Annotated in this window: 11 protein-coding genes; 4 read left to right on the top strand and 7 right to left on the bottom strand. The window is 57.7% G+C overall.

The window, feature by feature from the left end; translation table 11 throughout:
- The first annotated feature begins 8 nt into the window (after positions 1-8).
- Both G364_RS0107630 and G364_RS0107625 read left to right on the top strand, forming a co-directional pair.
- A complete protein-coding gene (locus G364_RS0107630; protein ID WP_019934554.1) occupies positions 9-1,019 on the top strand; it encodes a putative 2-aminoethylphosphonate ABC transporter substrate-binding protein in 1,011 nt (336 codons plus the stop codon).
- Positions 1,020-1,086: 67 nt separating this feature from the next.
- Positions 1,087-2,436 carry a DASH family cryptochrome gene (locus tag G364_RS0107625; RefSeq protein ID WP_019934553.1) on the top strand — a complete coding sequence of 450 codons (1,350 nt, stop codon included), beginning with the start codon at positions 1,087-1,089 and terminating at the stop codon, positions 2,434-2,436.
- A gap of 65 nt (positions 2,437-2,501) precedes the next feature.
- Here G364_RS0107625 and G364_RS0107620 read toward each other — a convergent pair whose 3' ends face one another.
- From G364_RS0107620 to G364_RS0107590, 7 genes are all read right to left on the bottom strand, one after another.
- A complete protein-coding gene (locus tag G364_RS0107620; RefSeq protein ID WP_019934552.1) occupies positions 2,502-3,740 on the bottom strand; it encodes a saccharopine dehydrogenase family protein in 1,239 nt (412 codons plus the stop codon).
- Positions 3,741-3,791: 51 nt separating this feature from the next.
- Positions 3,792-4,895: a carboxynorspermidine decarboxylase gene (locus G364_RS0107615; RefSeq protein WP_019934551.1), complete on the bottom strand. Its 1,104-nt coding sequence runs from the start codon at positions 4,893-4,895 to the stop codon at positions 3,792-3,794.
- A gap of 184 nt (positions 4,896-5,079) precedes the next feature.
- A complete protein-coding gene (locus G364_RS0107610; RefSeq protein WP_019934550.1) occupies positions 5,080-6,348 on the bottom strand; it encodes a glycerate kinase type-2 family protein in 1,269 nt (422 codons plus the stop codon).
- A 184-nt stretch (positions 6,349-6,532) separates the two neighbouring features.
- Positions 6,533-7,420 carry a 2-hydroxy-3-oxopropionate reductase gene (locus G364_RS0107605; protein WP_019934549.1) on the bottom strand — a complete coding sequence of 296 codons (888 nt, stop codon included), beginning with the start codon at positions 7,418-7,420 and terminating at the stop codon, positions 6,533-6,535.
- A gap of 36 nt (positions 7,421-7,456) precedes the next feature.
- Complete coding sequence (hyi, locus tag G364_RS0107600) at positions 7,457-8,239, bottom strand: hydroxypyruvate isomerase (RefSeq protein ID WP_019934548.1); 783 nt, start codon at positions 8,237-8,239, stop codon at positions 7,457-7,459.
- Positions 8,240-8,300: 61 nt separating this feature from the next.
- Positions 8,301-10,076, bottom strand: coding sequence for a glyoxylate carboligase (gcl, locus tag G364_RS0107595; protein ID WP_019934547.1), 1,776 nt, complete (start codon positions 10,074-10,076; stop codon positions 8,301-8,303).
- Between the two features lie 448 nt (positions 10,077-10,524).
- A complete protein-coding gene (locus G364_RS0107590; protein WP_019934546.1) occupies positions 10,525-10,704 on the bottom strand; it encodes a hypothetical protein in 180 nt (59 codons plus the stop codon).
- A 14-nt stretch (positions 10,705-10,718) separates the two neighbouring features.
- Here G364_RS0107590 and G364_RS0107585 point away from each other — a divergent pair, with 14 nt between their 5' ends.
- Both G364_RS0107585 and G364_RS0107580 read left to right on the top strand, forming a co-directional pair.
- The gene (locus G364_RS0107585; protein ID WP_019934545.1) at positions 10,719-11,357 is read left to right on the top strand and encodes a phasin family protein; all 639 of its coding nucleotides are present in this window, start codon (positions 10,719-10,721) and stop codon (positions 11,355-11,357) included.
- A 126-nt stretch (positions 11,358-11,483) separates the two neighbouring features.
- Positions 11,484-11,966, top strand: coding sequence for an FKBP-type peptidyl-prolyl cis-trans isomerase (locus tag G364_RS0107580; RefSeq protein WP_019934544.1), 483 nt, complete (start codon positions 11,484-11,486; stop codon positions 11,964-11,966).
- The last annotated feature ends 169 nt before the right edge of the window (positions 11,967-12,135 follow it).

Below are 12,135 nucleotides of genomic sequence, written 5' to 3'. Positions count from 1 at the left end.
GAGAAATCATGCTGAAGAAGACTCCCCTGGCCCTGCTGCTGGCCCTGGCCGCCGCCGGCGTCCAGGCCAAGACCGAGCTGACCGTCTACACCGCTCTGGAGCTGGATCAGCTGAAGCGCTATCAGGCCGCCTTTGAGCAGGAAAACCCGGACATCGCCATTCGCTGGGTGCGGGATTCTACCGGCATTATCACCGCCCGTCTGCTGGCGGAAAAGGAAAATCCCCAGGCCGACGTGATTTGGGGACTGGCCGCCACCAGCCTGATGCTGATGGACAAGCACGGTATGCTGGCACCTTATGCGCCTGCCGGTCTGGACCAGCTGTCGCCGGAATTCCGTGACCCACGCGACACGCCGCACTGGGTTGGTATGAATGCCTGGCTGGGGGTGATTTGCTATAACACCATCGAAGCCGAGAAGCACGGCCTGACCAAGCCCACCAGCTGGCAGGATCTGACCAAACCGGAATACCAGGGCCATATTGTAATGCCCAATCCGGCCTCCAGCGGCACCGGCTTCCTTGATGTATCGGCCTGGCTGCAGCAGTTCGGTGAAGAGCAGGGCTGGGCCTATATGGATGGTCTGCACCAGAACATCGCCAACTACACTCACTCCGGCTCCAAGCCCTGCGTGCAGGCGGCCTCGGGTGAGGCGACTATCGGTATTTCCATGGCCTACCGCGGTGCCAGCCTCAAGCAGCAGGGGGCACCTTTGGAGCTGATTTTCCCTACCGAAGGGGTGGGCTGGGAAATGGAAGCGGCGGCCATGGTCAAGGGCACCGACCAGCAGGCGGCGGCGCAAAAGCTGCTGGATTTTGTAGTGACCCGTGAGGCCAACGAGCTGTATAACCAGAGCTTTGCGGTGGTGGGACTGCCGGGAGTGGCCCAGCCGGTGCAATACTTTCCGGAAGAGCCGGCTAAGGTGATGATCGACAACGACTTCGCCTGGGCGGCGGAGCAGCGCGAGGCCATTCTGGCCGAATGGCAGCGGCGCTACGACGGCAAGAGCGAAGCCCGATAAACTGGCGTGAACAATAGTCATGCGAAACCCGGTCAGCGTACCGGGTTCTTTTTTATGGGAGAAAGCCATGCGGCTGCTGTGGCTACGTAATGATCTGCGGCTGGACGATCATGCCGGCTGGCAGGCACTGGCGGATTATCAGGGCAAGACGGCGGCGGCGGTATATATACTGCCGGCCCATTGGCAAAAGACCGATGCCGCCGGGCTGCACCGGCTGGGTGCTGCCAAGGCGGCGTATTTGCAGCAGGCACTGGCGGATTTAAGCGCGCGGCTGGTCCCGTTTCCACTCACTCTGTTGCAGGGCGAGCCGGTCGAGTTGCTGCTGGCCTGGCATCAACAGCAGCCCTTTGAGCTGGTCACTCATGTGGCGCAGGCACCGGAAGAAGCCGGCTGGCTGGCCCGGTTGTGTGATGCCGGCGTAAAGGTGCAGACTTTTGAAGCTCAGCCGCTGTTTGAGCCTGAGCAGGTAGCGCCGTTGCTTGAGAAGTTTCCTGCCAGTTTTACCGGTTTTCGCAAAAAAGTGGAAAAAGTCCCGGCCTGGCCGGTGCCGGCACCACAAGCGGCGGTTGACCTCGGCCGATTACAGGCGGCCAATTGTCCCTTAACCACAGGGTTCGACTGGCCGGCCATGCCAGGTGCGCCTGTCCACCCGGCCTGGCAAGGAGGCGAAACCGCCGCACAAGGCTGGCTCAAGCATTACCTGTTTGAGCGTAGGGCGCTGGCCCATTACAAGACCAGCCGCAATGATCTTGCCGGCCGCTATTTTTCCAGTCACCTCAGTGCGGCGCTGGCCTGGGGCTGCCTGTCTTCGCGCACTGTGTGGCATCAAATCCTTGAATACGAACAGCAGTGGGGCAGTGACGAGCACAGTTACTGGCTGCGTTTTGAGCTGTTGTGGCGGGAGTATTTTCACTGGTCACTGCGGGTGCATGGCAGCCAGTTGTTTGCGGCCGGTGGCCTGACCGGCAAGGCGGGGCCGGGTACCTTTAACTCTGAATATTGGCAGGCCTGGTGTGAGGCGCGCACCGGCTGGCCCATGATAGATGCGGGCTTAAAAGAGCTGATGGCCACCGGCTTTTGCTCCAATCGCCTGCGGCAGAATCTGGCCAGCTGTTTTATTCACGAGCTGGGGCTGGACTGGCGGCTGGGCGCGCGCTTTTTTGAGCAATATCTGGTGGATTTTGATGTGGCCAGCAATTGGGGCAACTGGGCTTATATTGCCGGTGCCGGCCATGATCCGCGCCATGGCCGCCGCTTTAATCCGCACCGGCAGTGGCGGCAGTATGATCCCGGACTGACCCATCTGCACCAGTGGTTGCCCGAGCTGGGCACCGTAACCTTAAAACAGGTAGAAGCGCACCAGCGGGGCGAGCGGTTACTGGACTATTCAGCCCCGCTGCTGCCTCTGGAATGCTGAAGGGAATGACAGAAAATAAAAAGCCCGGCATCACGCCGGGCTTGCAATGGCATCACTGACTAAGCTCAGAAGCTCAGCGGGCGGTCGCCCTGCTCGTCCTTGATGCGGGTCGGCAGGCCCATTTCGTTCAGCAGGTTAATGAACGGCTTAGGGTCAAGCTCTTCCACGTTCACCATTTTCTTCACGTCCCACTCGCCAGTGGCAATCAACATGGCGGCGGCCACCGGCGGCACACCGGCGGTGTAGGAAATGCCCTGGCTGCCCACTTCGGCATAGGCATCGGCATGGTCGGCTACGTTATAGATAAATACTTCCTTGTCCTTGCCGTCTTTCTTGCCCTTCACCTGATCACCGATGCAGGTCTTGCCGGTGTAATCCGGGGCCAGAGAAGACGGATCGGGCAGCACGGCTTTAACTACTTTCAGCGGCACCACTTCCAGGCCTTCGGCGGTTTTCACCGGCTGCTCGGACAGCAGACCCAGGTTTTTGAGCACGGTGAACACATTGATGTAGTGCTCGCCAAAGCCCATCCAGAAACGCACATTGGGCACGCCCAGATTCTGGGACAGAGAGTGGATTTCATCGTGACCGGTCATGTAGCTGGTCTGAGATCCCACCACCGGCAGATCGTCGGTGCGCTTGTGCTCGAACATTTGGTTCTGCACCCACTCGTTGTTCTGCCAGGACCAGACCCGGCCGGTGAACTCGCGGAAGTTGATTTCCGGATCGAAGTTGGTGGCAAAGTAGCGGCCGTGGCTGCCGGCGTTGATATCGATGATATCGATGGAGTCAACGCTGTCGAAATATTCATTCACCGCCACGGCGGCGTAGGCATTGACCACGCCCGGATCAAAGCCGGCACCCAGAATGGCGGTAACGCCTTTCTCTTCGCACAGGGCCTTGCGCTTCCACTCGTAGTTGGCGTACCAGGGCGGATTTTCACAGATCTTGGTCGGGTCTTCGTGAATGGCGGTGTCGAGATAGGCCACGCCGGTCTCGATACAGGCCTGCAGTACCGACATATTGATGAAAGCCGAACCGACATTGATCACCATCTGCGACTGTGTTTTGTCAATCAATGCCTTGGTGGCTTCAATATCGAGCGCATCCAGGGCATGGGCTTGCAATTCACCGGCAACCTTGAGGCTGCCCTTTTCCCGTACGCTGTCGACGATTTGCTGACATTTGTCGACAGTGCGCGAGGCGATGTGAATGTTACCCAGAACATCGTTATGCTGCGCACACTTGTGGGCAACAACCTGGGCAACACCACCGGCACCAATAATCAGTACGTTCTTCTTCATCTTTTTCCTCTGGAGCCTCCTTGAAAGGCTGCGTTGTGGTTACTCCATGCCTCAGGAGAGGCCATCTACAAAGTCGTCAAAGGTAAATTCCCTGACCAGATTTACACTGCCGTCGAGCTCACGCACGGCAATGGCGGGCATTTGCACGCCGTTAAACCAGTTTTTCTTGACCATGGTGTAGCCGGCGGCATCGATAAAGGATAGCCGATCCCCTACCTGCAGCGGCTGTTCAAAGTTGAATTCACCGAAGATGTCGCCGGCCAGGCAGGACTTGCCGCACACCATATACTGATGTTCGCCGTCGTTCGGGGCCATCTTGGCGGTTTCCCGGTAGATCAGCAAATCGAGCATGTGGGCCTCGATGGAGCTGTCCACTATGGCCAGCTGCTTGCCGTTGAACAGGGTGTCGAGCACGGTCACTTCCAGGGAGGTACTCATGGTAATGGAGGCCTCACCCGGCTCCAGATAGACCTGCACGCCATACTGCTCGGAGAAGGCTTTAAGCCGGGCGCAAAAATCGTCTACCGGATAGCCGTCACCGGTAAAGTGAATGCCGCCGCCCAGGCTTACCCAGGTGATTTGCGGCTGGCTCAGCAGAGAGCCGAACTTCTGCTCAATTTCGCCCAGCATGCGGTCAAACAACACGAAGTCGCTGTTTTCGCAGTTGTTGTGAATCATAAAGCCGGAGATCTTGTCCATCACCCGCAACACCTTGTCGGCATCCCACTCGCCCAGACGGCTGAAGGGGCGGGACGGATCGGCAATAATGAACTCGGAGCTGGATACCCCCGGGTTCAGCCGCAGGCCGCGCACATGGCTGGCAGACGCTTGTTCAAAGCGCTCAAGCTGACCAATGGTGTTAAAAATGATTTTGTCGGAGTGGGCCAGCACTTCGGCTATTTCGTCGTCGGCATAGGCCACGCTGTAGGCATGGGTCTCGCCGCCGAACTTCTGTTTGCCCAGCTTCACTTCGTTCAGTGAGGAAGAGGTGGTGCCGTCCATGTACTGGCTCATCAGGTCAAATACCGACCAGGTGGCAAAACATTTCAGGGCCAGCAGTGCCTTGGCGCCGGAGTGCTCGCGTACATAGGCGATTCTCTCCATGTTGCGCAGCAGCTTGGTTTTGTCGATGAGATAGTAAGGCGTCTTGATCACTCGGGGTAACCCTCCAGGCTGTAAACACCACCCGCATCCGGGAATTTGAAAGCGCGTGATTATAGAGGAAAGGGGGTGGCGCTTCGAGCAAAAAGTGTGGCATCAAAATGGGTGGCACTACAAAAAAGAAAGACCGGCTCAGTGGCCGGTCTTGCGGAAACAGCTTTATTGCCTGAGCGGGCGGTTACTTCGGCAGCACCAGAATGGCCCGGAAGTCATTCACGTTGGTGCGGGTCGGGCCGGTTTCCACCAGCGCGCCCAGCTGAGAGAAGAAGCCGTAGCTGTCGTTGTTGGCCAGGTAGTCTTCGGCCTTGAGGCCGGCTGCTTCTGCCTGAGCGAACAGCTCGGGGGTGATCATGGCACCGGCGTTGTCTTCCACGCCGTCGATGCCGTCGGTGTCGGCGGCCAGGGCGTAGACGCCGGCCTGCCCCTTGAGCTCGTTGAACAGGCTCAGCATAAACTCACTGTTACGACCGCCCCGGCCATTGCCCTTGATGGTCACTGTGGTTTCACCGCCGGACAGGATCACGCAGGGTGCCTGCAGCGGCTGGCCGCATTTGAGGATCTGCTTGGCGATGGCGGCGTGTACCTTGGCCACTTCACGGGATTCACCTTCAATGCAGTCACCCAGCACCAGCGGTGCAAGACCCTTGGAGCGGGCCAGATGCGCGGCGGCATCCAGGGCGTCTTGCGGGGTGGCAATCATATGGAACTCGGCCTTGCTCAGGCGCTCGTCACCGGGCTTGACGGTTTCGGACTCAGGGCTTTCCAGCCAGGCGCGCACATGAGCGCCCACTTCAATGCCGTAGCTGTCGAGAATGACCAGGGCCTGAGCGGAGGTGGTCGGATCCGCCACGGTGGGGCCGGAGGCAATGACGGTGGCCTCGTCGCCGGGCACGTCTGAGATGCCCAGGGCAATCAGGCGGGCCGGGTAGGCGGCGGCGGCCAGACGACCACCCTTGATACCGGACAGGTGCTTGCGCACGCAGTTCATTTCATCAATGGCGGCACCGGACTTGAGCAGGGCCTTGTTGATGGCCTGCTTGTCGGACAGGGTCAGACCCGGGGCCGGCAGGCTCAGCAGCGAGGAGCCACCACCGGACAGCAGACAGATCACCAGATCGTCTTCGCCCAGGCCTTCCACCAGCTCCAGAATGCGGCGGCCCACGCGCTCGCCGGCATCATCCGGCACCGGGTGGGCGGCTTCAATCACTTCAATGCGCTCACAGGGCGCACCGTGGTCGTAGCGGGTCACCACCACGCCGGACAGTTCACCTTCCCAGATAGCGTCGAGCTCGGCGGCCATGGAAGCAGCGGCCTTGCCGGCACCGATGACAACGGCTTTTTGACGAGTATCCTTCGGCAGGTATTCGGCCAGGTTGCCTTTGGGCAGGGCGGCGGCCACGGCGCTGTCGAATAACTGCTGTAACAACTCCTTGGGTTGGATATCCATTGCAATACTCCTGAAAAAACGGCTGTCTTCTTGCGGTTGTTGATTCATTAACAGGGTGGGGCAAACATTCAGCGACCAGTGTCTAACACAAAGCCCCCTGAGTGAAAGTCAGCTTGTCGCCAACGCTTGCCCCGAGGTCTACCAAGGGGCGGCTGAAGCCTCAGGCCGCCCTTTGGTTCAGGACTTATTCGCCCCGAATGTTGTGGTTGGCCAGGTGCTCCAGCGCCTTAACCAGACCGGAGTGATCCCAGCCGGAACCGCCCAGGGCATTACAGGTGTTGAACAGCTCCTGTGCGCCTGCGGTGTTGGGCAGAGAAACACCCAGCTCGCGGGCACCGGTCAGGGCCAGGTTCAGGTCTTTCTGGTGCAGGGCAATACGGAAGCCCGGATCGAAAGTACCTTTAACCATACGCTCGCCGTGCACTTCCAGAATCTTGGAAGAAGCAAAGCCGCCCATCAGGGCTTCACGTACCTTGGCCGGATCGGCGCCTGCCTTGGAGGCAAATACCAGGGCTTCGGCAACGGCTTCAATGTTCAGCGCCACGATGATCTGGTTGGCTACCTTGGTGGTCTGACCGTCACCGTTACCGCCTACCAGGGTGATGTTCTTGCCCATGATTTCAAACAGCGGCTTGATCTTGTCGAACACGGCCTGGTCGCCGCCCACCATGATGGTCAGGGTAGCGTTGATGGCACCGACTTCACCGCCGGATACGGGCGCGTCCAGGAAGTCAGCGCCGGTTTCTTTAACGCGCTTGGCAATTTCCTTGGTGGCGATGGGAGAGATGGAAGACATGTCTACCACTACCTTGCCGGCGGACAGGCCTTCGGCCACACCGTTGGCAGAAAACAGCACGTCTTCTACCTGAGGGGTATCGGGCACCATGGTGATGATCACTTCAGCCGCTTCGGCAACCGCTTTGGGGTTGGCCAGAGCAATGCCGTTGTCGCCCAGCAGATCAGCCGGGGCCTTGTTAAAGTGCTCGGAGAAATACAGGGTGTGACCGGCGTTCTGCAGGTTCTTAGCCATGGGCTTACCCATGATACCGGTACCAATGAAACCAATTTTCATGTTCATCATCCTTTTATCTGAATTAAGTAAAAAACCTTAAACCACGCCGTGAGTTTTCAACCAGCCCAGGCCTTCTTCGGTGGTGGTGGCCGGCTTGTACTCGGCACCAATCCAGCCGTCGTAGCCGGCTTTGTCCAGGAAGGCGAAGATATTGTGGTAGTTCAGTTCGCCGGTGCCCGGCTCGTGACGACCCGGGTTATCAGCCAGCTGAATGTGGTTGATGATGCCCAGGTTCTTCTCCATGGTCGGAATGATGTCACCTTCCATGATCTGCATGTGGTAGATGTCATACTGGAAAGCCAGGTTATCGGAACCTACTTTCTCGATGATATCCAGCGCCTGCTGCGTGTTGTTCAGGAAGAAACCGGGAATGTCACGGGTGTTGATGGCTTCGGCAATCAGCTTGATGCCGGCCGCTTTCAGTTTTTCGGCAGCGTACTTGAGGTTGGCAACGAAGGTGGCTTCCGCTTCTTCGTAAGCCACACCGGCAGGCTGAATACCGGCCAGGCAGTTCACCTGGGTGTTACCCAGTACCTTGGCGTATTCAATGGCCTTGTCTACGCCGGCCTTGAATTCTTCAACCCGATCCGGGTGACAGGCGATACCGCGCTCGCCACCGTTCCAGTCACCGGCGGGCAGGTTGAACAGTACCTGGGTCAGGCCGTTGGCATCGAGCTTGGCCTTGATTTCATCAGCAGAGAAATCATAGGGGAACAGGTATTCAACACCCTTGAAACCGGCCTTGGCGGCGGCGTCAAAACGATCCAGGAAGTCGACTTCAGTAAACAGCATCGACAGGTTGGCAGCTAATTTCGGCATTGCGATGTCCTTTATTCAGTTGGGGGCAACGTCAGTATGGGGCCCGCAGGCCCCATCACTATCAGTCCAGCAGAGAGATGGCGGTCGGGGCGTCTTCACCCTTCTCAGCCAGCTCTTCGAACTCGTTTACAGCATCGATTTCAACACCCATGGAGATGTTGGTTACGCGCTCGAGAATGACTTCAACCACTACCGGTACGGAGAACTCGGCCATCAGCTTCTTGGCTTCTTCCAGCGCGGGAGCGATGTCTTCCGGCTTGAATACGCGAATGGCTTTACAGCCCAGACCTTCTACCACGGCTTTGTGGTCAACACCGTACTCGCCCAGTTCCGGCGCGTTGATGTTTTCAAAGGCCAGCTGTACGCAGTAGTCCATGTCGAAGCCGCGCTGAGACTGACGGATCAGACCCAGGTAGGAGTTGTTTACCAGCACGTGAATGTAGGGCAGCTTGAACTGAGCACCTACCGCCAGTTCTTCAATCATGAACTGGAAGTCATAGTCACCGGATAGCGCAACCACGTTGCGGGCCGGATCGGCGGCACACACACCCAGAGCAGCCGGAATGGTCCAGCCCAGAGGACCGGCCTGACCGCAGTTGATCCAGTTACGATCTTTGTACACGTGCAGGAACTGGGCAGCAGCGATCTGAGACAGACCAATGGTAGAAACGTAAGTGGTGTCGCGGCCGAAGACCTTATTCATTTCTTCGTATACACGCTGCGGCTTCACCGGGGTGTTGTCGAAGTGGGTCTTGCGCTGCAGGGTGCGCTTGCGCTCCTGACACTCGGCAACCCAGGCGCTGCGGTCTTTCAGTTTGCCGGCCGCTTTCCACTCTTTGGCGACTTCAACGAACAGCTCGAGAGCGACTTTGGCGTCGGATACGATGCCCAGATCCGGACCGAATACGCGGCCGATCTGAGTGGGCTCGATGTCTACGTGAACGAACTTACGGCCCTTGGTGTAAACGTCAACGGAACCGGTGTGACGGTTGGCCCAGCGGTTACCTACACCCAGTACAAAGTCGGACGCCAGCAGGTTGGCGTTACCGTAGCGGTGAGAGGTCTGCAGACCGCACATACCCGCCATCAGCGCGTGGTCGTCGGGAATGGTGCCCCAGCCCATCAGGGTCGGAATAACCGGCACGTTCAGCACTTCGGCGAATTCGGTCAGCAGGGCAGCAGCGTCGGCGTTGATCACACCACCACCGGAAACCAGCAGCGGCTTGTCGGCGTCGTTCAGCATGGTCAGGGCTTTTTCAACCTGAATGCGGGTAGCAGCCGGCTTGTAGGGAGTCATCGGCTGGTAGGCTTCCGGATCGAATTCAATCTCGGCCATCTGCACGTCGAAGGGCAGGTCGATCAGCACGGGACCCGGACGGCCGGAGCGCATGATGTGGAACGCCTGCTGGAATACACCGGGAACCTGACCCGGCTCCAGCACGGTAACCGCCCACTTGGTAACGGGCTTGGCGATAGACTCGATGTCTACAGCCTGGAAGTCTTCTTTGTGCATGCGGGCACGGGGTGCCTGACCGGTGATGCACAGAATCGGAATGGAGTCGGCAGAAGCAGAGTACAGACCGGTGATCATGTCGGTGCCGGCAGGGCCGGAAGTACCCACACACACACCAATGTTGCCGGCGTTGGCACGGGTGTAACCCTCAGCCATGTGAGAGGCACCTTCAACGTGACGGGCCAGTACGTGATCGATGGAGCCGAGACCCTTCAGAGCGGCGTAGAAGGGGTTGATGGCGGCACCGGGAACGCCAAAGGCTTTATTAACACCTTCCAGCTCCAGGATTTTGGCGGCCGCTTCGATTGCTTTCATTTTAGCCATGATGTGTATCCATTCATCAGAGGTGCTCTCGGCACCATGTTGTTGTAAGTCACTAATACAGTGGTACACAGACAGGCCTGGTGAGGACCTTAACATCTGCGCAACCCATACCCTGATGATACGAAAAAAAATGTGACGATCAACAAGTTTTGGAAATCATTTTTATAATGTGGAAACGCAAAACGGGAATAAAGATGGGTGTCAGACTACAAAAGGCAGGGCAAAGTGTTGTTTTGCTTGTATTAGTACAGAGCGGAAAAGTGCTTCGTTAAGCTGTTGCAAGGACCTCTCAGTTTGTGGAAAAGAGTTTCTTTTCTTTTTATATACGTTCCCGACGCTGGAGCCGGTCGCGCGGAGCACCCGGATATTCAGCAAGTATAGTACAAAAATGTTGTCACATTGTATTCATTTAGCCTGAACAAATCAGTGATACCTTTGCGCTGCCAAATTATTCTTTATCGCCACTCAGGGTATCCTCAAACAGAAGCATAAATGCACTTTTTTGCGTTGCACAAAAAGAAGCCTTGAAAAATTTTTTGTGCAGTGCAATATTGATGGTGCGCGCCAAATCCGGCCAGAGGTAAAGGGTTTTGCAGGCGTGCGGGCCAAGAAGCCCTTTTTCATTCATCAGGAGACGCCACTATGTCATGGTTTGATTTTGCAAAACTGCAGAAAGCGCAACAGGATAATCTTGCTCTGGTTCAGGAGCTGAGCAGCAGCCTGCTGGCGAGTGCCGAAAAGCTGGGCCAGCTGCAGCTGAAAGCCGTTACCGAACTCAGTGCAGCCCAGTTTGACTATGCCGGTAAATTGCTGGCAGTTCGTGACCTCAAGGGTCTGGCCGAGCTGAACCATGCCACCTTCAGCCCCAGCGGCCTGCTGGATCGTCAGCTGGAAACCAACCGCGAAGTGTTTGGTGTGGTCGCCGGTGCTCAGCAGCAGCTGAATGCTTACGGTGAGCAGCAGTGGGCTGCCGGCAGCCAGCAGGTAGACGAGTGGGTAGAGCAGTTTGCCGCCCACGCTCCGGCCGGCTCTGAAAACACAGTGACTGCCATCAAGCAGGCAGTGAGTCAGGCCAATGAAGCCCGTGAAGGTGCCCAGAAAGCCGCCAAAGACGCTGCCGACATTGCCGATAAGGTGATCAAGCAGGCTGCCGAGCAGTCTGAAAAGGCCGCTCGTCAGGTCGCCGAAGCCACTGAAAAAGGCATCAGTGCCGTTACCGCCGCTGCTGCCAATAATAACAATGCCGCCAAGAACGGCCGTGGTGCTGCCAAGGCAAACTGAAACCAAGAATAAAAACAGAGCTGAAATCTGGACGGCCGGGGTAACCCTGCCGTCTTTTTCTGTTTTATGGGCTTGCAGCGGCTTCTGGTATTATGCGGCGGTTTTTATTTCTTAACAGGACGGACAATGCAAATTGTAAAAGACACGGTAGTGCAGTTTAACTACACCCTGAAGGATGAGCAGGGTGAAGTGATGGACACCAACGAAGGCAAGGCACCGCTGGCGTACCTGCACGGTAACGACAATATGCTGGAAGGGCTGGAAAAAGCGCTGGACGGCAAGAACGAAGGCGACCGTTTCAGTGTGACCCTGCCGCCGGCCGATGCCTATGGTGAGCGGGACGAGAGCCTGATCCAGCGGGTATCCATTCGTCACCTGCAGGGTGCCAAGCGCTGGGAGCCGGGCATGGTGGCCATGGTGCACACCGAGAATGGTCCCCGTCAGGTAGTGGTGGTAAAAGTGGGTCGTTTTATGGCGGATGTGGATTTGAACCATCTGCTGGCCGGCCGCACGCTGACGTTTGATCTTGAGGTTGTTTCGGTGCGCGCCGCCACCGCAGAAGAGCTGGAGCACGGCCACGCTCACGGCGAAGGCGGCCATCAGCACTGAGCTGTATGCGCAGCAGCGCGGTTGCGCTCCGCCGACACGGTCGGCTCCGGCAATCCCAACTGCTGCTTCGTGCAGCTTTCGTATTGTCTGCAGGGTCGTAGGTTGCTGATGAGCGAAGCGAATCGCAACATCAGGCCGGCGGCGGAATGTTGAAAGAGAGGCGGCGGGG

This window comes from Oceanimonas smirnovii ATCC BAA-899 (assembly GCF_000381965.1).
Taxonomy (GTDB): Bacteria; Pseudomonadota; Gammaproteobacteria; order Enterobacterales; family Aeromonadaceae; genus Oceanimonas; species Oceanimonas smirnovii.
This window is presented reverse-complemented; position numbering and strand designations above follow the sequence as displayed.

Coding starts and splice junctions, on each gene's coding strand:
- G364_RS0107630 (WP_019934554.1), top strand. CDS start 9: ATGCTGAAGAAGACTCCCCTGGCCCTGCTGCTGGCCCTGGCCGCCGCC.
- G364_RS0107625 (WP_019934553.1), top strand. CDS start 1,087: ATGCGGCTGCTGTGGCTACGTAATGATCTGCGGCTGGACGATCATGCC.
- G364_RS0107620 (WP_019934552.1), bottom strand. CDS start 3,740: ATGAAGAAGAACGTACTGATTATTGGTGCCGGTGGTGTTGCCCAGGTT.
- G364_RS0107610 (WP_019934550.1), bottom strand. CDS start 6,348: ATGGATATCCAACCCAAGGAGTTGTTACAGCAGTTATTCGACAGCGCC.
- G364_RS0107605 (WP_019934549.1), bottom strand. CDS start 7,420: ATGAAAATTGGTTTCATTGGTACCGGTATCATGGGTAAGCCCATGGCT.
- hyi (WP_019934548.1), bottom strand. CDS start 8,239: ATGCCGAAATTAGCTGCCAACCTGTCGATGCTGTTTACTGAAGTCGAC.
- gcl (WP_019934547.1), bottom strand. CDS start 10,076: ATGGCTAAAATGAAAGCAATCGAAGCGGCCGCCAAAATCCTGGAGCTG.
- G364_RS0107590 (WP_019934546.1), bottom strand. CDS start 10,704: ATGAATGAAAAAGGGCTTCTTGGCCCGCACGCCTGCAAAACCCTTTAC.
- G364_RS0107585 (WP_019934545.1), top strand. CDS start 10,719: ATGTCATGGTTTGATTTTGCAAAACTGCAGAAAGCGCAACAGGATAAT.
- G364_RS0107580 (WP_019934544.1), top strand. CDS start 11,484: ATGCAAATTGTAAAAGACACGGTAGTGCAGTTTAACTACACCCTGAAG.